This window comes from Pseudonocardia asaccharolytica DSM 44247 = NBRC 16224, from assembly GCF_000423625.1.
GTDB lineage: Bacteria > Actinomycetota > Actinomycetes > Mycobacteriales > Pseudonocardiaceae > Pseudonocardia > Pseudonocardia asaccharolytica.
Genome location: NZ_AUII01000005.1, coordinates 215,585 through 235,290, shown reverse-complemented (window position 1 = coordinate 235,290; position 19,706 = coordinate 215,585). Strand labels below are relative to the sequence as shown.

Genomic DNA, 19,706 nt, shown 5'->3' with positions numbered 1-19,706 from the left:
GCCTACGCGCCTATGCGGTCTCGGCCGAGAGTGGCCTGCCCCGCCTCCGGGGTCAGTCGCCGTTGCGCCGCGACCGGCTGTCGAGCGCGCGCATGCTGGCGCCCAGCGCGGTCGAGAGGTTCGCCGTGGCGCGCCGCGCCGAGGCCTGCACCTGCGGGGACCGCAGCCGGTCGCCGAACGCGGTCATCGCCTGGTCCGCGGCCTGCAGGGGCGGGCGGGCCGACTCGGACGCCGGTTGCCCGGTCCGGGTCTCGTCCGGCCGGGGCCGACGCAGTTCGTCCGCGAGCGTCCGCAGCTCGCCGCCGACGGCGTTCCAGGTCGCCCGCACGTCAGTGTCCGCGGCGGGTGGTGCGGGGCCGCGCTCGATGTCCGGCTCCGGCTCGTCGGTCGCCGCCGGGATGAGCACCCACGCGACGAGGTAGGCCGGCGCGGCCGTCCCGGCGGACACGATCGCCAGCAGCACCGCGGCGAGGCGCACCAGCAGCGGATCGACCCCGATGGAGCGCGCGATTCCCGCGCAGACGCCGCCGAGCACCCGGTCCCGCCCGCTGCGCAGGACTCTTCCCTCATGTCGATCTGGTCGGTTCGTCGTCATCGCTCGACCCTGCCCCGGCGCGCCGCGCCGGTCCAGAGGCCGAAGGCCCTCGCCCACCGGGTCCTGTGCCGGTCGCGCCGACGGATCTCCGGAGATTTCATCGAGGCCGGTCGCGGTCCCGCCGCCGCATTCCGGGCCCCGTATCCGCGCCACGCGGAAAACAAAAAACGTTCTGGATTCCCGTTCTTGCTATTCTTCAAACATCGATGTGTGACACGTCACAATACTGGGACGTTTCTCCTGGTCGAGCCGTCAAGAATGGTGCGGCTGTCCGGCGCGCCTGTTATGTTCGGTCAACATGGTCGCTCCCCAGGCCACAACTGAATATCAACCATGTCCGCACTCCGATGTATCGATCGTCCCGCCTGCCGTCGAAGACGGCGTTGAATTGTGGCGGCTGGCGACCGAATCGCAGGTGCTCGATGTCAACTCCCGGTACGCCTATCTGCTGTGGTGTCGGGACCATGCCCACACGTCGGTGCTCGCCCGGCGGCACGGCGCCGCCGTCGGCTTCGTGACCGGCTACCGGCGGCCTGCCGAACCCAACACCCTGTTCATCTGGCAGGTGGCGGTGTCCGCGGCCGCCCGCGGCCACGGAATCGCACTCCGCATGCTCGACGCGTTGTTCGACCGGGTGGACGGTGTCGATCACCTGGAGACCACGATCACGCCGGACAACGAAGCGTCCGTGCGACTGTTCACCGCATTCGCCGAGCGGCGGCGCGCCGGAATTGTCCGGTCAGAATTGTTCGGACGCCCGCTGCTGGGCGGAGATCATCAAGCCGAGATTCTCCACAGGATCGGCCCGATAGTACGAGGAAGTGGAAATAAATGACCATCTTCGACGAGCTGGAGTCCGAGGTCCGAAGCTACTGCCGAAGCTGGCCGGTGGTATTCGACACCGCCATCGGCAGCCGGTTGACCGATGTCGACGGCAACTCCTACCTGGATTTCTTCGCCGGCGCCGGGACACTCAACTATGGACACAACCCGCCGGCCCTGAAGAAACCCCTGATCGACTATCTGCAACGCGACGGCGTCACGCACGGCCTGGACATCCACACCACGGCCAAGGCCGAGTTCCTGCAGACCTTCCGCGAGGTCGTCCTGGAACCGCGTGGCCTGGACTACAAGGTGCAGTTCCCCGGGCCGACCGGGGCCAACGCCGTGGAGTCCGCGCTGAAGCTGGCCCGGAAGATCACCGGCCGGGAAGCCGTCATCAACTTCACCAACGCGTTCCACGGGATGACGCTCGGTGCGCTCTCGGTGACGGGCAACTCGATGAAACGCGGCGGGGCGGGCGTCCCGCTGGTGCACGCCACGCCGATGCCCTATGACAACTACTTCGACGGCACGGTGCCCGACTTCCTGTGGTTCGAACGTGTGCTCGACGACCAGGGATCGAGTCTCAACGACCCCGCCGCGGTGATCGTCGAGACGGTGCAGGGTGAGGGCGGGGTCAACCCCGCGCGTGCCGAGTGGCTGCACGGCCTTGCGGAGCTGTGCAAGCGGCACGGCATCCTGCTGATCGTCGACGACGTGCAGATGGGTATCGGCCGCACCGGCCCGTTCTTCTCCTTCGAGTTCGCGGACATCCAACCCGATATCGTCTGCCTCTCGAAGTCGATCTCGGGTTACGGGCTGCCGATGGCGCTCGTGCTGATGAAGCGCGAGCACGACGAGTGGGACCCGGGCGAGCACAACGGGACCTTCCGCGGCAACAACCCGGCGTTCGTGACCGCCACGGCGGCACTGCGGGAGTACTGGACCGACGACATGCTGGAGAAGGGAACCATCGCCAAGGGCGAGCGAATCGAGGAGCACCTGAGCCGGCTGGCCGAGGCGGCCTCCCCGCTCGAGCTGACCCCCAAGGGCCGGGGGCTGGCGCGCGGGCTCGCCTTCGGACAGGCCGAGCTGGCCGGAAAGGCCTGCACCGCGGCGTTCGAACGCGGGCTGCTGATGGAGACCGCCGGGCCCTGCGACGAGGTGATGAAGCTGATGCCACCACTGACGATGACCGAGGACGAGCTGGACGAGGGGCTGGCGATCGTGACCGACGCCGTTCACTGCGTCGCGACGGGAGCGTGACCACGAGATGATCGTCCGGACGCTTGCGGAGATCACCGACACCGAGCGCGACGTCAAGACGCCGAACTGGCGTAGCAAACGGATCGTGCTGGCCGGCGATGGGGTGGGTTTCTCGGTGCACGAGACGGTGCTCGACGCCGGCTCGGTCAACGACTTCTGGTACGCCAACCACATCGAGGCCGTCTTCATCGTGGAGGGCGAGGGCGAGCTCTACGACAAGGACAACGACGTCACCTACGAGCTCGGGCCGGGTTCGATCTACGTGCTCGACGGGAACGAACACCACCAGCTGCGGCCGCGCACCCAGCTGCGGACCATCTGCGTGTTCAATCCGCCGGTGACCGGGCGTGAGGTGCACGACGAGAACGGGGTGTACCCGCTGATCACGCTGAGCCAGACTGACCTCGAACCCGAGATGACCGAGAGCATTACGGGAGCGGAAACCGAGAAGGAGGCCTCCTGATGACGGCCGTCGTCGGCAGCAAGACGAGCGACCGGTACCAGACCCGCGTGTCGGCTACCCCGACGCTCATCGAACGTACCGAGCCCGCCGTCTGGGGTGACCCCGCGGGCGCGGGCCCGCTGGACGCGCAGGATCTCGCCGCGCACGAGCGGGACGGATTCGTGACGGTGCCGCAGCTGCTCACGCCGGAGGAGGTCGGGCGGTACGTGGCCGAGCTGCACCGGCTCGCCACCGATCCGGCGATCCGCGTCGACGACCGCGCCGTCATCGAGAAGACCTCCGACGAGGTCCGTTCGATCTTCGAGGTGCACAAGATCAGCGAGGTCATCGGCGCGCTCGCCGCCGACAAGCGCGTCGCCGGGCGGGCCCGGCAGATCCTCGGGTCGGACGTCTACATCCACCAGAGCCGGGTGAACTACAAGCCCGGGTTCGGCGGGGGCGGCTTCTACTGGCACTCGGACTTCGAGACCTGGCACGCGGAGGACGGCATGCCGCTCCCGCGCGCGGTGAGCATCTCGATCTCGCTGACCGACAACTACCCCTACAACGGCTGTCTGATGATCATGCCGGGCTCGCACAAGACGTTCGTTTCGTGCGTCGGGGAGACCCCGGAGGACCATTACCGGGAGTCGCTGCGCGAGCAGGAGATCGGCACCCCCGACCCGGAGAGCCTGACGATGCTGGCCGACCGCCACAGCATCGCCATGCTGACCGGGTCCGCCGGGTCGGCGACGCTGTTCGACTCCAACTGCATGCACGGTTCGAGCGACAACATCACGCCCTATCCGCGGTCGAACATCTTCCTCGTGTACAACAGCGTGGAGAACGCACTCGTCGAGCCGTACTACGCGCCCAAACCGCGTCCGGGGTTCATCGCGGCCCGCGACTTCACCCCTGTGCCGGGGTGAACCCGGTCCCGCGAACGGACCGCGGGGAGCCGTCCAGCGGCAGCAGAGGCGCGAGCTCGGGGCGTTTGGGCAGGTAGCCCTCGCCGGTGTGGGCGCCGCGCAGCCGCCGGTGCACATACGGCATGACGTGTTCCCGGACCCAGCGCAGGTCCGCGAGCTGGCGCGCCCGCCACGGCATCTGCTCGATCGCGGGCCACGGGGTGCGCCAGTCCGCGGGCACCGGCTCGCCGAGAACCTCCAGCACCCGCAGGGCGACGCGCTCGTGGGCCTCCGGGTTCAGATGCAGCCGGTCATGGCTCCAGGCGCGGGGATCGGCGAGCACGTCCATGGCCCACAGGTCGACGACCCGGCAGCCGTGGCGCTCGGCGCTGGCGCGCATCAGCTCGTTGAAACACGCCACGCGCCCGCGCAGGCGACGCAGCAGCAGATGCATCTTGCGGAGGTCGAAGCCGGTGAAGATGAGCACCTCGGCGCCGGTCGCGACGAGCCGGGCCAGCGCGGCGTCGAAACGGGCGGCGAGGTCGTCGGTATCACACTGGAACCCGATGATGTCGTTGCCGCCGGCGCAGAAGGTGATCAGATCGGGTCGCAACTGCTCGGCGACCGGGATCTGGTCGGCGACGACCCGGTCGAGCATCTTCCCGCGGACCGCGAGGTTGGCGTAGGCGAAACCGGGACGGCCGACGGCCAGCCGCTCGGCGACGCGGTCGGCCCAGCCGCGCGGCGACCCGTCGGGACGGCAGTCGTCGAGCCCCTCGGTGAAGCTGTCGCCGATGGCAACGTAACTGTTTCTGGCGCGCACGACCGCCTCCCTCGTTCACGTCGACGTCACCCGCCCGTCCCGACGGTGATCTCCCAGGATCACCCAGCGTGCCCGGAGCCCGCCAGCCCCCGAGGTCGAACGGAAGCCATGAGGCACTCTTAGCATGTGAGCCCGTCAGACCGTCCCTCGACCGTCCAGCGGGCGGAGCCGACCCTGCGCGAGGTCCTGGGTGGCCGCCGCGGTGCGGTGGATGCCACCGCACCGGTGGTCGCGTTCGTGACCGGTTGGCTGGCCGCCGGCTGGCTCGGCGGATCCTCCCAGGTCGTCTGGGGTGGCGCGGCGGCCGTGCTGGTGGCGCTGGTCGTCGCCGTGGCGCGGCTCGCGACGGGCAACCGGCCCCGGAGCGTGCTGGTCGGGCTGCTCGGCGTGGTGGTGGCCGTGCTGGTCGCGCTCTACACCGGCCGGGCCGTCGACTTCTTCCTGATTCAGCTCCTGGCGAACGCGGCGAGCGCGCTGACCTGGGCGGTGTCGATCGTCGTGCGCTGGCCGCTGCTCGGGGTCGTCGTGGGCCTCGTGCTCGGCCAGCGGACGCGCTGGCGGCGGGATCCGGACCTCATGCGCGGCTACCAGCGGGCCAGCTGGTTCTGGGTCGGCCAGTACCTGCTGCGGCTGGCAGTCTTCCTGCCGCTGTACTTCGCGGACGCCGTCGTGGCACTCGGGGTGGCCCGCCTCGCGTTCACCTGGCCGCTCATCATCGCGTGCATCGGGGTGTCCTGGCGGGTGATCCGACGGACCCTGCCCGGTGATCATCCGGGGCTGCGACACCCTCGGGTTCCTGAACCACCACGGATCTCGCGCTAGTATCGGCGGCTCCGCCACGTTCGAGTGACGTTGCTCAACTTGGGTGATCAACAGGCGTCGATCCGGCGCGCGCCCACGTTGACGCGATGAGTACACGCCCCGACGTGATCGTGAACAGGAGCCATGCGCCATCAGGAGTTCCCGCCCCGGCAGCAGTCTCCGCGTCCTGCGCCCCAGCCGGTTCGCCCGCCCGAGTCCGACGCCCCCGAACCGGAGGAGGCTCCGAAGAAGGGCCTCGACCTCTCGATCAACAAGGTGGTCGCGGGGGCCGGCGCCGCAGCCACCTCCGCGTTGTTCGGCTCATTCTTCGGCGTGTCGGGAACGGTGGCGGGAGCGGCGCTCGGCTCGGTCATCATCACCGTCGGCTCGACGATCTACCAGCGTTCGCTGGACCGCACCCGCGACGAGGTCAAGGCACGGATCAAGCTGCCCAGCGGCCGGACCGTCGATGTCAAGCGCGATGCGCCCACGAAGGCAATCGATCTTTCCAAACAGATCACCATCCCGCTGCAGCGCACCGGACCGGGCGGAGTGCTGCGCCCGGTGTCCCAGCACGCGTCGGGGCAACCCACCCAGCACAGCGCACCGCCGACGTCCGCCCGCAGGCTGAATCCGCGCCGGGTCCTGGTGCTGTCCGGTGTCACCGTGGTGATCTTCGTGCTGGGCCTGCTGGTGGTCACCGGCATCGAATGGGCGAAGGGCTCGCCGATCTCCGGGGGTGACGCCGGAACGTCGGTCGGCCGGGTGCTGGACCGCTCGGCGGCCGCGGACACCGACCGCGGCGCGGATCCCGGATCCGATTCCGGGATCACCGGTAGCAGCGAGACGACCGAGGCTCCGGCCTCGAGCGAGCCGCCGACCTCTCCCACCGCCTCCCGGGTGCCGGCACCCTCCCGCGAGCCGGGCGCGACCGGCTCGGAGAACTTCCAGCGCCGCCCCGAGACAACCGGGTCCGAGGCGCCGCAGCCCACCCGCGAGCGTGTGGCCCCGACCGCCGGGGCGTCGGCGCCCTCCGGCGGCTGAGCCGTCTCGCGGCCGTCGCGCGGACGGCTCAGGACCGCAGCCGGTCCGCCAGCGCGGCGGCCGCGGCGCGCGGGTCCTCGGCCTCCGTGATCGCCCGTACCACCACGATCCGGCCGGCCCCCGCGGCCAGCACCTCGTCGAGGCGGTCGCGATCGATGCCCCCGATGGCGAACCACGGCCGGTCGGGCCGGCGGTCGGCGACCGTGCGGATCAGGTCGAGGCCGGGTGCGGCCCGGCCCGGCTTCGTCGGCGTGGGCCAGCACGGCCCGGAGCAGAAGTAGTCGACGTCGGGCTCCCGCGCCGCCGCGGCGGTCTGTTCGCCGCTGTGTGCCGACCGCCCGACCACCACCTCGTCACCCACCACCCGCCGCGCCCAGGCCACCGGAAGGTCTTCCTGACCGAGGTGCAGCACGTCGGCGCCCGCGGCGAGCGCGACGTCCGCGCGGTCGTTGACCGCCAGCAGCGCGCCGTGCCGCGCGCACGCCTCCGCCAGCACCTCCAGCGCCGCGAGCTCCGCGCGCGCCTCGAGCGGGCCGTCCGGGCCCTTGTCGCGCAGTTGCAGGATGTCCACCCCGCCCGCCAGGGCCTCCTCGGCGAACTCGGCGAGATCGCCCTGTCGGCGTCGGGCATCGGTGCACAGGTACAGGCGCGCGTCGGCAAGCCGGGCGCGCCGGGAATCACCGTCCAGTCCGGGCACGCCCCAAGACCTTACGGCGTAGAGTCGATCGGAGGTGACGCACGGGAGCCCGCTGTGGGCTGAGAGGGGACGGGGAGCCGTCCCGACCGTCGAACCTGATCCGGGTCATGCCGGCGCAGGGAGCGGATGGTGACGATGAGTAGTGAACGGTTGGCCGTCATCGGTGGCGGCGTGATCGGGCTGAGCTGCGCCTGGCGGGCCGCGGCCGACGGCTGGACGGTCACGGTGGTCGATCCGGCGCCGAGGTCGGGCGCATCCTGGGTCGCGGGCGGCATGCTGGCCCCGGTGACCGAGGCCTGGCCCGGCGAGGAGGATCTGCTCGCCCTCGGTGTCGAGTCGGTGGCGCGCTGGCCCGCGTTCGCGGCCGCGGTCGCCGAGGCCGCGGGGCAGCCGGTCGGGCTGCGCGCCGACGGGACGGTCGTCGCGGCGACGGGGAGCGGCGACCGCGACGAGCTCGACGCGCTCGCCGCGCACCTGGCCAGGCTGGAGCGGTCCGTCGAATCGCTCACCGGGCGCGCGCTGCGCAGGCTGGAGCCCGCGATCGGTCCGGATGTGCGGGCGGGGCTTTCGGTGCCCGACGATCTCGCCGTCGACAACCGGATGCTGCTGGCCGCGCTGGTCACGGCCGCGGAGAAGACCGGGATCGAGTTCGACGCGCGCTCGGCCGACGGGGTCGCGACGGAGGCCGGGCGGGTCACCGGGGTGCGCTGCGCCGAGGGCCCCGACATCGCCGCCGACGTGGTGCTGGTCTGCGCGGGCGCCCACTCCGCCGCCCTGCATCCCGCTCTGACCGGCCTGGTCCGGCCGGTCAAGGGGGAGATCCTGCGGCTGGCCCGGCGGCCAGGGGCGTTCCCGGCGCCGCGACGCACGGTGCGTGCGCTGGTCGACGGCAGACCGATGTACGCGGTCCCGCGCGACGGTGACGGGCTCGTCGTCGGCGCGACCCAGGCCGAGCAGGGCTTCGATACAACGGTGACCGTCGGCGGGGTCCGCGACCTGTTGCGCGACGCCGAGCGGGTGCTGCCGGGGGTGGCTGAATACGCCCTGCTCGAGGTGGCCGCGGGGCTGCGTCCCGGCAGCCCGGACAACCTGCCGGTGATCGGGGCCCTCGGTCCGGACGGCTTGCTCGTGGCCACCGGGCATCACCGCAACGGCATCCTGCTGAGCCCGATCACGGCGGATGCGGTGGCGGCGTTGCTGCGTGACGAGCCGGTCCCGGAACCGGTCCGGGCCGCCGACCCAGCCCGTTTCACCCACGGAGAGGAGAGTCCGGGTGCACGTGTGGATCAACGGTGAGCGTCATGAGCTGGCCGTCGGCGCGAGCGTGCTCGACGCGCTCGATGCGCTAGGCGCACCGCGCACAGGGGTGGCCGTCGCGGTGGACGGCGAGGTGATACCGCGGGCCGACTGGGCGTCCGCGCGGCTGGCCGCCGCGGCGCGTATCGAGGTGCTGACGGCGGTGCAGGGAGGATGACGATGCCGACCGACGATCCACTGGTCCTGGGCGGACACAAGATCGCCTCACGGTTGATCATGGGCACCGGGGGTGCGGGGAACCTGGAGATCCTCGAGCGCGCCCTGCTGGCGTCGGGGACCGCGCTGACCACCGTTGCGATGCGCCGCATCGATGCGGCGAGCGGGACCGGAGTGCTCGACCTGCTGCGCAGGCTCGGCATCGAGGTGCTGCCCAACACCGCAGGCTGCCGGACCGCCGCCGAGGCCGTGTTCACCGCCCGGCTCGCCCGCGAGGCGCTGGAGACGGATCTGGTCAAGCTCGAGGTCATCGCGGACGAGCGCACCCTGCTGCCGGACCCGATCGAGCTCCTCGACGCCGCCGAGCAGCTCGTCGACGACGGGTTCACCGTGCTGCCCTATACCAACGACGACCCGGTGCTGGCGCGCAAACTAGAAGGCGCCGGATGTGCGGCGGTGATGCCGCTGGGCTCGCCGATCGGAACCGGGCTGGGCATCCGCAATCCGCACAACATCGCCATGATCGTCGAACAGACCCGGGTGCCGGTGGTCCTCGATGCGGGTATCGGCACGGCCTCCGAGGCCGCCCAGGCGATGGAGCTGGGCTGCGACGCCGTGCTGCTCGCCACCGCGGTCACCAGGGCGGGGGACCCGGAACGGATGGCCCACGCCATGCGCCTGGCGGTCGAGGCGGGGCGCGCGGCGCACGGGGCAGGCCGGATCCCGCGGCGGTACTGGGCCACGGCGTCCTCCCCGGACCCGGATCCCGGCCCCTGACGGCCTACGCCCCGGGCTCCAACGGCTGGGCCCCGAACGACATTGTGGCTCCATAACGCGCAGGGTGCCGAGCCCCGGACCGCGTCATGGCTCCATAACGTGCTGGGAGGCGGGCTGAGAGGGCGGGCTCAGCGGCTGTCGGGGTCCGGCTGCTCGGCGCCCAGCCGCTCCAGCCCGTCGGCGAGATCGGCGATCTCGGCCGTCGACCAGTGCGCCAGCTTCTCCCGCCAGCTGCGTCGCCGGCACTCGCTGACCTCGGCGAACCGCTCCCGGCCCGCCGGGCTCAGCTCCAACAGGAACGCGCGGCCGTCCGCCGGATCGGGCCTGCGCTCGACGAGGCCGAGCCGCAGCAGGGCCCAGACCTGGCGGCTCATCGTCGACTTGTCGAGGCCGAGCTCCTCGGCGAGCTCGACCATCCGCAACGGTCCGGACTGCGCGATCACCAGCAGGACGGCGTAGACGCCGGCGTCGATCTCGGGGTGGATCCGGCCCGCGGCCTCGCGCATCATCCGGCGCGCTCGGCGCAGCAGGAGGCTCAGCTGCTGGGCAAGTCGTTCCACCTGCGCGTCGTGGTCGGACGTGCCGGGATCGGGCGGCGTCGTATCCGCGGTCTGCCGGACCGGATCCATGCCGCCGACCATAATCCAGTCGCCCGTCCAGGGCTCCAGGTGAGCGGCGCAAGCGTCATTGATCGACGCTTGCGCCGCTCACCTGGCGGGGGTCAGCTGGTCGGAACGTTGCCGCGCAGGGCAGCCAGCTCGGCCCGCAGCTCGCGCAGCTCGGCGAGGATCTCCCGGTTGGCGATCTGCTCCTCGGCGGCGTGCTCGGCCTCCTCGGCCCTGGCCTCGGCCATGATCTGACTCTCCATCGCGCTGACGACGACCGCGATGAACAGGTTCAACACCATGAACGAGGAGATCAGGATGTAGACCACGAAGAAGATCCAGGCGAGCGGGACGACCTCCATCACCTCGCGCGCGATATCCGGCCAGCTCTCGCCGGTCATCGTCTGGAACAGCGTGAACAGGGTGGAACCGAGGTCGCCGAAATGCGTCGGTGACACCGTCCCGAACAGCGAGGTCCCCATCACCCCCGCCACGTAGAGGACCAGCGCGAGCAGGGCGGTGATCGACAGCATCCCCGGCACTGCGGCGAACAACCCGCCGATCACCCGGCGCATGCTCGGTACGGCCGAGACCAATCGCAGGGCGCGCAACACCCGCAGGGAGCGCAGCACCGCGAACGGGCCCGACGCCGGGACCAGCGCGATGGCGACGACGACGAAGTCGAACACGTTCCACGGATCGCGGCAGAACCGGCGCCCGTAGGCCGCAAGTCGCAGGCCGATGTCGAGGATGAAGATCGCCAGCGTCGCGTGGTCCACGAACCGCAGCAACCCGCCGGCCGCAGCGGCGATGGTCCCGGAGGTCTCCAGCCCCAGGGTGATCGCGTTGAGCACGATCACGGCGATCACCGCGGGCTGGAACGCCGGGTGCTCGACGATCGACAGGGCCGCCCGACGTGTCCGTTCCATCACCGCGACGACACTACTGATGCCGATTGTCGCTTTCGGGTCGGCTGGGCGGGCGGCACCGGCTAGAGCAGCCCCGGTTTCGTCGCGGCGTAGACGGCCTCGGCGCGCCGGGAGCCCATCATCCTGCGCATCAGGTTCCCGACATGGAACTTCACCGTCGTCCGTTCTGGGACGCCGCCCGAAAACGACCGCACCATCGCCGAGGCGCTGCGGGCGTCGAGGCGGTGCGGCGTTGAGCCACTCCGGCATCGTGAGCAGCAGTCGCGGGTCGATGACCGACACATCCGGGACGAGGACCCGGCCCATGATCGTGATCTTGGTGAGCCGCACGGTGTCGGTGACGATGCAGAACTGCGAGACGTCAGCCCCGGTACCCGACGTCGAGGGCATCATGACCATCGGCGGGTCCGGGCCGGCCATCTTGTCGATGCCCTCGTAGTCATGGATCCGCCCGCCGTCGGCCGCGAGCAGCGCCGCGCCCTTGGCCGCGTCGATCACCGATCCGCCGCCGATGCCCAGCGCGACATCGCAGCCTTCGGCGGCGTAGCGCTGGTAGCCGTCCTCGATCTCGTGGTCCTTGGGATTGGGGTGACGTCGAGCCACAACTGCGGCATCAGCCCGGCCTGGCGGACGTGCCGCAGCAGTTCCGCGGGCCAGCCGGCCTCGAACAACCCGGGGTCGGTGACGATGAACGGCCGCCGCAGGTGGTAGAGCCTGGGCCGCGCTCGGGGAAGCGGACCGTGCGTGACGAAGAGATCACAAGAGGAGATGTGACGCGGATAGGTTCCCGCACGCGCCCACGGCACCCGACGCCCGTTCACCGGCTGGCCCGTCCCCGCACCGAACAGTGCTCGGGTGACGACATGCTGGCCTCCTCGACGGTGCGGGGCGAACCCCAGCCGCCGACCGGTTGCGGCGGACCCGCCCTCCGAAGGGACGGATCCGCCTGTCCTTTCGGAGGGTCAGCTCGCGTGGATCGGTCCGTCGCGTTCGGCCAGCCGGACTCCCTCGCCACCCCAGTGCAGGGCGATCATCTCGGCGGCGATCGAGACCGCGGTCTCCTCGGGGGTGCGGGCACCGAGGTCGAGCCCGATCGGGCTGGACATTCGGGCCAGCTCCGCCTCGGTCAGCCCGGCCTCGCGCAGCCGGGCGAGACGGTCCTCGTGGGTGCGCCGCGAGCCCATCGCCCCGATGTAGCCGACCTCGGGCAGCCGCAGCGCGATCTCCAGCACCGGCACGTCGAACTTCGGGTCGTGGGTCAGCACGGTGATCACCGTCCGCCGGTCGATCCGCCCCGCCTCGGCCTCGGCCTGCAGGTAGCGGTGCGGCCATTCGACGACGACCTCGTTCGCGCTGGGGAAGCGGCTGGCCGTGGCGAACACCGGACGGGCGTCGCACACCGTGACCCGATAACCGAGGAAGGTGCCCATCTTGGCCACCGCGGCGGCGAAGTCGATCGCACCGAACACGATCATGCGGGGCGGCGGGGCGAACGACTCGACGAACACGTCGAGGCCCTCGCCGCGGCGCTGGCCCTCGACGCCGTAGTGCAGCATCGCGTTGCGGCCCGCGTCGAGCAGCCCACGGGTGTCGTCGCGGATGGCGTCGTCGAGCCGGGCCGAACCGGTCCCTCCGGCAACCCGGTCCGGCCAGACGATCAACCGCGTGCCCAGCCGCTCCGCCGGACCGGCCACCACGGTGGCGACCGCCACCGGCGACTCCTGGCGGACGGCCTCGGTGACCTGGTCGAGCTGGGCGAAGGTGGTGGGGGAGACCTTCTCCACGAAGATGTCGAGAATGCCGCCGCAGGTCAGCCCGACGGCGAACGCGTCGTCGTCGGACACGCCGTAGCGCTGCAGCACCGGACGGCCGTCGGTGAGTACCTGCCCGCCGAGTTCGTAGACCGCGCCCTCGACGCAGCCGCCCGACACGCTCCCGACCGCTTCCCCGCCCGGCCCGACGAGCATCGAGGCGCCGGGCTGGCGCGGAGCGGAGCGGAACGTGTTGACCACCGTCGCCAGCGCCGCCGGCTCGCCGTTCTTCCACCAGCCCTCGAGCTGGTCCATCACGTCACGCATCGCGCACCACCTTGAGCAGCTTTTCCAGCGTGGCCAAACTGTGCCCGGCCAACAATTGGTCCAAGTACGGCAATACCGCAACTATTCCGCCCTGTACCGGGGCGTAGCCCTCCTTCCCGGCGTGCGGGTTGACCCAGATCAGCCGGTACGCCAACCGGCGCAGCCGCTGCATCTGCTGGCCGAGGAGATCGGGTTCGCCGCGCTCCCAGCCGTCGGAGAAGATGACCACGACGGCCCGGCGGGCCGCCCCGCGCTGCCCCCAGCGGTCCAGGAACGCGCGCAGCGCCTCACCCAGACGGGTGCCGCCCGACCAGTCAGGTATTGCCCGGCCCGCGGCGCGCAGCGCCCGCTCGGGATCGCGCAGACGCAGCTCGCGGGTCACCCGGGTCAGCCGGGTGCCGAGGGTGAACGCCTCGACCGCACCGGGCGACCGCCGGACGACGACGTGAGCGAACCGCAGCAACGCGTCCGCATACGGCTCCATCGACCCGGACACATCGATGAGCAGCACCAGTCTACGCGGCCGTCGCGAACGGTCCCGGCGGCGCAGCTCGCGCAGCTCGCCCTGGTTGCGCAGCGCGGCGCGCAGGGTACGGCCGGGATCGGCCTCGCCGTGCCGGCGCGGCCGTCTCCGTCGCGAGGTCCTCGTGGGCGGCTCGGGTCGCAGCAACGCCAGCAGCCTGCGCAGATGCTCCCGCTCGGCCGGGGACAGCTCGCCGAGATCGCGGTGGCGCAGCACCTCGGTGCCGCTGGCCGTGGCCCGGATCTCGGGACCGTGCTCGGTCTGCTCGTCGCCGCCCTCGCGGCCGTTGGTGGGCATCAGCGACGCGAGCTTGGGCGGCGGTGGCGGGCGCTCGTTCCGGACCGGCGTCCGGTTGCGGCCGGGCGGGGTGAACCAGGCGTCGAACGCCGCGTCGTAGCGCGGGATGTCGTCCGGGTCCGAACACAGCGTCAGCCGGCCCGCCCAGTACGTCTGCTGTCTGCTGGTGACATCGAGACAGTCCAGCGCGGACAGGAACGCCGAGACCCGGTCGGTCGTGATCGGCAGCCCGGCGTGCCGGAGCACAGCGGCGAACCCGACCAGGCCGGGGATCGGGTCCTGGCCGGGGGTATCGCCTGCGACGCCGGTGACCGGGACGGTGGGTGCCACGCCGGCCTGCTCAGGACGCCAGCAGCGCGTCGAGCTGGTTGCGCACCCGGTCGGCGTCCTCGCGGTACTTCAGCACCGCGCCCAGCGTGGCGGCGGCGGCGTCGACATCCAGCGTGCGCGCGCCGACCAGCTGCAGCGCCCGCGCCCAGTCCAGCGACTCGGCCACCCCGGGTGGTTTGAGCAGCTCGGCCTGGCGCAGGTTGCGCACGGTCCCCGCGACCTGCGCGGCCAGCCGATCGGGCAGCCCGGGCAACCGGCTGTGCAGGATCTCGATCTCGCGCGCCACGTCCGGATGGTCCAACCACAGGTACAGGCAGCGGCGCTTGAGCGCGTCGTGCACCTCGCGGGTCCGGTTCGAGGTGAGCACGACCACCGGCGGCGTCGCCGCGCGGACCTCCCCGAGCTCCGGGATCGTCACCGCGTGCTCGGTGAGCACCTCCAGCAGGAACGCCTCGAACTCGTCGTCGGCGCGGTCGACCTCATCGACCAGCAGCACGCTGGGCGAGTTCTGCAGCGCCCGCAGGATCGGCCGGGCCAGCAGGAACCGCTCGGAGTACAGCGAGGCCTCCACGGTGTCCGCGTTCAGCCGCTCGCCGCCGAGACTCGCGGTGGCCTCCAGCGCCCGCAGATGCAGCAGCTGGCGCGGGAAGTCCCAGTCGTAGAGCGCCTGGGCGGCATCGATGCCGTCGTGGCACTGCAGCCTGATGAGCTCGGCGCCGAGGATCTGCGCCAACGCCTGGGCCAGCGCGGTCTTACCCGTACCCGGCTCGCCCTCGCAGAACAGCGGACGGTTCATCGACATGGCCAGGAACGCCGAGGTGGCCAGGCCCTCGTCGGCGAGGTAGCCGGTGGTGCGCAGGGCCGCGGCCAGGGCCGCGGGCGAGGAGTGAGCCCCGGTGACGGCGCCGTTCATCGGTGCGGTCGCGGGGCCGGTCACGGCTGCGATCCGGCAGCTGGGCGGATGAGCCAGGTGCATTCGTTCACCACTCCAGCATGACTCACAGGTTGCTCGTCGGCCAGCCAGGCCGCCTGGTCGGCTGCGCGCTGTGTGAGGATCTGGTCACTTACCGTGTATCAATTCGATGTGACTCGGTCGACAACATTTCCGCTTCGGCTTTAAAATTTCCGGCGAGATCAAATCGTGATAATGAAGCTCTGACCTGGGGCGATATGGGTGTCGGCAAGTGTTCCGCGGATGTTACAGTGATGATCGTCACCCGCACATAGTTTGGCCTATTGCGGCCGGGTAAACGTAGCGTCCCTGCTCGGTCGTTCCAGACGGAGCGGTCGAAATACATCCGGAACCGTCGCGCCGGGGCCCCTGTCCTACGGTTACCGGTCCGTCGAGACAAAAGACGGGACAGGGGCGAGGAAGCAATTTTCGAGATGCAAGTAATTGTGTCCGAAGCTTCGGGTCGGCCTCGACCGATCACCGGGTGCTCCCCACCCGGTCCTCTCCCGGCGCGGTAGGAGATCACACGACATGGCGCTCCTCTCGAAGCGAAATCTCGTGCGTCTGGCCGTGGCCGGGGCTGTCGCGGTCGGCGCTCCCGTTGCCGTGGCCGGCACCGCCAACGCCGCCCCGGCGAACGCCTGGGACCAGCTCGCCCAGTGCGAGAGCGGTGGCAAGTGGAACACCAACACCGGCAACGGCTACGCCGGTGGCCTGCAGTTCTCGCCCAGCACCTGGCGGGCCTACGGCGGAACCGGCTCCCCGCAGAACGCCTCTCGCGACCAGCAGATCGCCGTTGCGGAGCGCGTTCTGGCCGGTCAGGGCTGGGGCGCATGGCCAGCCTGCTCCAAGAAGCTGGGCCTGAGCGGGACCCCGGCCAAGCAGAAGGCCGTGGCCCAGCCTGCCAAACAGTCTGCCGCCAAGCCGGTCGCGAAGAAGCAAGCCGCGACGAAGCAGGTCACCAAGAAGCCGGTCACCAAGAAGCAGGCCCAGACCCGGGCCGCCGGAGGCTCGACGCACACGGTCGCGGCGGGGGACACTCTGTCGAAGATCGCCGCCGCGAACGGCACCACCTGGCAGGCGCTCTACGCCAAGAACCACGGCGCGCTGAGCAACCCGAACATGATCCTGGTCGGCCAGGTCCTGCAGGTCGGCTGAGCCGGGCCCGATCGTGCTGGGCGGGGCAGTGCCGCTCCCGCGCACGACACCGCTCGCGGGCGATCAGGTCGAGTTGACCCACTCGTCCGAGCCATCGGTGAAGACCTGGTGCTTCCAGACCGGCAGCCGACGCTTCACCTCTTCCACCAGCTCCGCGCACACCTCGAACGCCTCCTTGCGATGATCAGCGGCGACGGCGCAGGCCAGCGCCACATCGCCGATCTCGAGGCGGCCGACGCGATGGCTCACCGCGAGGGCCCGCACGCCGTGTGCCCGGCCGGCAACGTCGCCGGCCACCTCGGCGACGACCTTCTGCGCCGTCGGGTGGGCGCTGTACTCCAGGTGACGCACGGAGCGTCCGCCATCGTGGTTGCGGACCACCCCGGCGAAGGAGACGACGGCGCCCGCCGCCGAGTCGCCGACCAGCCGGGCGTGCTCCTCGACGTCGAGGGGCTGCTCGCCGACGGCCGCGCGCAGCACCGCGATCCCGGCCCGGGTATCGCTCGGGCTCATGTGTGATCCCCTCCTCGGAGTTGGTCCACGGCGTGGTCGAGGACGTCCGCGAGTACGCCGAGGCCGTCGCGAACGCCGCCGGTCGAGCCCGGCAGGTTCACCACCAGTGTGCGGCCGACGACGCCGGCGACACCACGCGACAGTACGGCCGTCGGAACCTTCGGCGCCCCGACCATGCGGATCGCATCTGCCAGCCCCGGCACCTCGTAGTCCAGCAGAGCGCGGGTGACCTCCGGGGTGGAGTCGGTGGGCGAGATGCCGGTGCCACCGGTCGTGATCACGACGTCGACGCCGGTGGAGACCGCGGCCCGCAATGCATTGGCGACGGGTTCGCCGTCGGGTGTCACGGTAGCCTCGGGGCAGTCGTACCCGCGCTCGCGCAGCCACTCCACGATGATCGGCCCGCCGCGATCGGGGTACACACCGGCCGCGGCCCGGTTCGACGCGGTCACCACGTGGGCCCGGCGGACGGTCCCGGACGTCTCGGTCACGAACGCTCCTCGGGACGGGTCCAGCTGCCGGTCTTGCCGCCTTCCTTGCGTTCGACCCGCACCTGGTCCAGCACGGCCGCCGGGTCGACGGCCTTGACCATGTCGTGCAGGGCGAGACCGGCCACTGCGACGGCGGTGAGCGCCTCCATCTCCACCCCGGTCCGGTCGGTCGTGCGCACGGTCGCGCGGATATGCACCTCGGCGTCGCCGGGCTCGAGGTCGAGCACCACGCCGCTGAGCGCGATCGGATGGCACAGCGGGACGAGGTCGGGGGTTCGTTTGGCGCCCATGATCCCCGCGATACGGGCCGTGGCCAGCGCGTCGCCCTTGGGCAACCCGTCGCGCCGCAACAGGTCGACGACCTCGGCCGTCGTTCGCAGGACGCCGGTGGCCACCGCGGTGCGCGCGGTGGGCTCCTTGCCGGAGACGTCCACCATCCGGGCGGCTCCGGTGCTGTCGACGTGGGTCAGCTCCACGGCAAGACTCTACGTCGTGACGTCGGCCGCGGCGGAATGCGGTGCGACTCACGAAAGTGGGACATAGCCCTGTGATTCACATCACATCAACACAACCGGGGCGTTCCGAATCCATGCCGTTTTCTTCTTGTTATATGACAGGCTGACCTGGGAAAACGCCGAACATCCCGCATCCTTTCTTCGAGGACTACATCGTTGTCCTTCGCGAACGAGGGGTTTCCTCGGCACGGGCGCGCCCGTACCGTCCTCGGCGGCTCGATCCACCCCCGATGCGGACGGGCCCCGGCACCGCAGCGCGTCCCTGTCCGGCGGTGACGGTCCCCCGGAATTTGACGTGGGACAGGGACGGACCGAGCGGGCCGGTTGGCTCGCCTGCCTTCTCCCCGGGCAGCGGATCCGACGCGCAGCGGCGGAGAATTGCCATGCCTCGCTACCGCGGTCAGCACCGAAAGCCGACTACCGCCGGTCGCGCCATTGCCCGCACCGCTTTGGCTGGTGCTGTTGCGGGCGCTCCCCTCGTCGTCGCCGTCCCGGCCGCGCACGCCGCGACGGACACGACATGGGACCGCGTCGCACAGTGCGAGAGCGGCGGAAACTGGTCCATCAACACCGGGAATGGCTACTCCGGCGGGCTGCAGTTCGCAGGGCAGACCTGGCGGGGCTTCGGGGGCGGTGAGTTCGCTCCGGCGGCCCACCAGGCCACCAGGGCCGAGCAGATCGTCGTCGCCGAGCGGGTGCTGGCGAAGCAGGGCTGGGGCGCCTGGCCGGTCTGCTCGCGCAAGGCCGGCGCCGTCGGCCAGCCCGCCACCCTGCGCAACGCTCCGGCCGCCCCGGCCGCCCCGCAGATCCGGCTGAGCAAGCCAGCCGCCCCCGCCGGCGGCGGCAACTATGTGGTCAAGGCCGGCGACACGCTGAGCCGCATCGCCGCCGCGCACGATGTCGCGGGTGGCTGGCAGGCGCTGCTGGCCAAGAACCCTGTACTGGCCGGCAACCCGAACCTGATCTTCCCGGGTCAGCAGCTGGCGCTCTGAACCAACCGCTCCGAACCAACGTTATGGAGCCATAACGCGCAGGACGCCCCTCCTCGACCGCGTTATGGCTCCATAACGCGCTGAGGGTTCAGTGGCGGCGCAGCCGCGCCAGCTGCTCGGGCGTATCGACGTCGTCGGGATCGGCGAGATCGCCGCACTCGACGAGCCGCAGATCCGGATGACCGGCGAGATACCCGCGGGCCCCCGCGTCCCCGACGGCGGCCGCGCGCGCTGCCGCCCAGTGTCGCCGTCCGATCAGGACGGGATGCCCCGGGCGCCCCTCATAGGCGGCCCGCAGCAGGGCCTCCGGCCCGGTATCGGCCTCGGCCAGCCGGGCGGTGGCGCCGGGGGTGACGCGGGGCAGATCCACCAGATGCACGAGGGCCGCGACGGGGACGGGGTCCAGCGCCGCGAGGGCGTCCAGCCCGGCGCGCAGCGAGGCGCCCATGCCCTCGGCCCAGTCGCGGGCCTCCACGGCGAGTACGCCGGGCGGCAACAGGGCGCGCACCTCATCCGCGGCCGCACCCAGCACGACCACGAGCGGGGTGGCGCCGCCGTCGCCGAGCACCCGAAGGGCCCGGCGAACGAGCGGCTCTCCCTCGAACTCGATCAGTGCCTTGGGCCCGCCCATCCGGCGGCCGGCTCCGGCCGCCAGCAGCAGACCCGCGGGCACGA

At 71.2% G+C, this 19,706-nt stretch carries 23 protein-coding genes and 1 riboswitch; of the genes, 11 read left to right on the top strand and 12 right to left on the bottom strand.

The window, feature by feature from the left end:
- Positions 1–52 precede the first annotated feature (52 nt).
- On the bottom strand, positions 53–595 hold the full coding sequence (locus G567_RS32960; RefSeq protein ID WP_084795970.1) for a PspC domain-containing protein: 543 nt from the start codon (positions 593–595) through the stop codon (positions 53–55).
- 298 nt (positions 596–893) lie between these two features.
- On the opposite strand from G567_RS32960, the gene ectA reads away from it, so the two are divergent.
- Genes ectA through thpD form a run of 4 tightly spaced genes read left to right on the top strand, consistent with a single transcriptional unit; the run spans position 894 to position 4,054 of the window.
- Positions 894–1,430: a diaminobutyrate acetyltransferase gene (gene ectA, locus G567_RS0108545; RefSeq protein WP_084795969.1), complete on the top strand. Its 537-nt coding sequence runs from the start codon at positions 894–896 to the stop codon at positions 1,428–1,430.
- The gene (gene ectB, locus G567_RS0108540; RefSeq protein ID WP_028929664.1) at positions 1,427–2,683 is read left to right on the top strand and encodes a diaminobutyrate--2-oxoglutarate transaminase; all 1,257 of its coding nucleotides are present in this window, start codon (positions 1,427–1,429) and stop codon (positions 2,681–2,683) included. Before ectA ends, ectB begins: the two co-directional genes overlap by 4 nt.
- A 7-nt stretch (positions 2,684–2,690) precedes the next feature.
- A complete protein-coding gene (locus G567_RS0108535; protein ID WP_028929663.1) occupies positions 2,691–3,146 on the top strand; it encodes an ectoine synthase in 456 nt (151 codons plus the stop codon).
- A complete protein-coding gene (gene thpD, locus G567_RS0108530) occupies positions 3,146–4,054 on the top strand; it encodes an ectoine hydroxylase (RefSeq protein ID WP_028929662.1) in 909 nt (302 codons plus the stop codon). The genes G567_RS0108535 and thpD overlap by 1 nt, the downstream gene beginning before the upstream one ends.
- Here thpD and G567_RS27560 read toward each other — a convergent pair.
- Entirely contained in the window at positions 4,035–4,856 is an 822-nt protein-coding gene (locus tag G567_RS27560) for an SGNH/GDSL hydrolase family protein (protein WP_037056337.1), read from the bottom strand. The genes thpD and G567_RS27560 overlap by 20 nt on opposite strands.
- Before the next feature lie 126 nt (positions 4,857–4,982).
- Here G567_RS27560 and G567_RS0108520 point away from each other — a divergent pair, with 126 nt between their 5' ends.
- Both G567_RS0108520 and G567_RS0108515 read left to right on the top strand, forming a co-directional pair.
- Entirely contained in the window at positions 4,983–5,678 is a 696-nt protein-coding gene (locus tag G567_RS0108520; RefSeq protein WP_028929661.1) for a DUF3159 domain-containing protein, read from the top strand.
- A gap of 123 nt (positions 5,679–5,801) precedes the next feature.
- A complete protein-coding gene (locus G567_RS0108515; protein ID WP_028929660.1) occupies positions 5,802–6,701 on the top strand; it encodes a hypothetical protein in 900 nt (299 codons plus the stop codon).
- A 28-nt stretch (positions 6,702–6,729) separates the two neighbouring features.
- On the opposite strand, the gene thiE is transcribed toward G567_RS0108515, so the two are convergent.
- The gene (thiE, locus tag G567_RS0108510) at positions 6,730–7,398 is read right to left on the bottom strand and encodes a thiamine phosphate synthase (RefSeq protein WP_028929659.1); all 669 of its coding nucleotides are present in this window, start codon (positions 7,396–7,398) and stop codon (positions 6,730–6,732) included.
- 31 nt (positions 7,399–7,429) lie between these two features.
- Positions 7,430–7,537, top strand: a riboswitch (TPP riboswitch).
- Between thiE and thiO the strand changes: the two genes are divergently transcribed.
- The 3 genes from thiO to thiG all read left to right on the top strand — a co-directional run bounded on the left by thiO (position 7,534) and on the right by thiG (position 9,648).
- Positions 7,534–8,694 carry a glycine oxidase ThiO gene (thiO, locus tag G567_RS0108505; RefSeq protein ID WP_028929658.1) on the top strand — a complete coding sequence of 387 codons (1,161 nt, stop codon included), beginning with the start codon at positions 7,534–7,536 and terminating at the stop codon, positions 8,692–8,694. (Overlaps the previous riboswitch by 4 nt.)
- Positions 8,672–8,872, top strand: a complete 201-nt coding sequence (thiS, locus tag G567_RS0108500) for a sulfur carrier protein ThiS (protein ID WP_028929657.1) — start codon at positions 8,672–8,674, stop codon at positions 8,870–8,872. The genes thiO and thiS overlap by 23 nt, the downstream gene beginning before the upstream one ends.
- A 2-nt stretch (positions 8,873–8,874) precedes the next feature.
- Positions 8,875–9,648: a thiazole synthase gene (gene thiG, locus G567_RS0108495; protein WP_281169653.1), complete on the top strand. Its 774-nt coding sequence runs from the start codon at positions 8,875–8,877 to the stop codon at positions 9,646–9,648.
- A gap of 128 nt (positions 9,649–9,776) precedes the next feature.
- Here the strand turns inward: thiG and G567_RS27555 are convergent, their stop codons facing one another.
- From G567_RS27555 to G567_RS0108470, 5 genes are all read right to left on the bottom strand, one after another.
- Positions 9,777–10,277, bottom strand: coding sequence for a MarR family winged helix-turn-helix transcriptional regulator (locus G567_RS27555; protein WP_161631680.1), 501 nt, complete (start codon positions 10,275–10,277; stop codon positions 9,777–9,779).
- Positions 10,278–10,369: 92 nt separating this feature from the next.
- Positions 10,370–11,785, bottom strand: a complete 1,416-nt coding sequence (locus G567_RS36835) for an iron-containing alcohol dehydrogenase (protein ID WP_307724171.1) — start codon at positions 11,783–11,785, stop codon at positions 10,370–10,372.
- 359 nt (positions 11,786–12,144) lie between these two features.
- A complete protein-coding gene (locus G567_RS0108480; protein ID WP_028929654.1) occupies positions 12,145–13,260 on the bottom strand; it encodes an XdhC family protein in 1,116 nt (371 codons plus the stop codon).
- On the bottom strand, positions 13,253–14,410 hold the full coding sequence (locus G567_RS0108475) for a vWA domain-containing protein (RefSeq protein WP_051232582.1): 1,158 nt from the start codon (positions 14,408–14,410) through the stop codon (positions 13,253–13,255). The genes G567_RS0108480 and G567_RS0108475 overlap by 8 nt, the downstream gene beginning before the upstream one ends.
- 10 nt (positions 14,411–14,420) lie before the next feature.
- Entirely contained in the window at positions 14,421–15,323 is a 903-nt protein-coding gene (locus G567_RS0108470; RefSeq protein WP_028929652.1) for an AAA family ATPase, read from the bottom strand.
- Positions 15,324–15,893: 570 nt separating this feature from the next.
- Between G567_RS0108470 and G567_RS0108465 the strand changes: the two genes are divergently transcribed.
- Positions 15,894–16,520, top strand: a complete 627-nt coding sequence (locus G567_RS0108465) for a LysM peptidoglycan-binding domain-containing protein (protein ID WP_028929651.1) — start codon at positions 15,894–15,896, stop codon at positions 16,518–16,520.
- Positions 16,521–16,583: 63 nt separating this feature from the next.
- Here G567_RS0108465 and G567_RS0108460 read toward each other — a convergent pair whose 3' ends face one another.
- The 3 genes from G567_RS0108460 to moaC are packed head-to-tail and all read right to left on the bottom strand — an operon-like array spanning position 16,584 to position 18,000.
- A complete protein-coding gene (locus G567_RS0108460) occupies positions 16,584–17,033 on the bottom strand; it encodes a molybdenum cofactor biosynthesis protein MoaE (RefSeq protein ID WP_028929650.1) in 450 nt (149 codons plus the stop codon).
- Positions 17,030–17,524, bottom strand: a complete 495-nt coding sequence (locus G567_RS0108455) for a MogA/MoaB family molybdenum cofactor biosynthesis protein (RefSeq protein ID WP_028929649.1) — start codon at positions 17,522–17,524, stop codon at positions 17,030–17,032. The genes G567_RS0108460 and G567_RS0108455 overlap by 4 nt, the downstream gene beginning before the upstream one ends.
- Positions 17,521–18,000 (bottom strand): cyclic pyranopterin monophosphate synthase MoaC, encoded by a 480-nt coding sequence (gene moaC, locus G567_RS0108450; protein ID WP_028929648.1) that lies wholly within the window; start codon positions 17,998–18,000, stop codon positions 17,521–17,523. The genes G567_RS0108455 and moaC overlap by 4 nt, the downstream gene beginning before the upstream one ends.
- A 488-nt stretch (positions 18,001–18,488) precedes the next feature.
- Here moaC and G567_RS0108445 point away from each other — a divergent pair, with 488 nt between their 5' ends.
- A complete protein-coding gene (locus G567_RS0108445) occupies positions 18,489–19,031 on the top strand; it encodes a LysM peptidoglycan-binding domain-containing protein (protein ID WP_307724170.1) in 543 nt (180 codons plus the stop codon).
- Between the two features lie 88 nt (positions 19,032–19,119).
- Here the strand turns inward: G567_RS0108445 and G567_RS0108440 are convergent, their stop codons facing one another.
- Positions 19,120–19,704 carry a nucleotidyltransferase family protein gene (locus G567_RS0108440; RefSeq protein WP_028929646.1) on the bottom strand — a complete coding sequence of 195 codons (585 nt, stop codon included), beginning with the start codon at positions 19,702–19,704 and terminating at the stop codon, positions 19,120–19,122.
- Between the last annotated feature and the right edge of the window lie 2 nt (positions 19,705–19,706).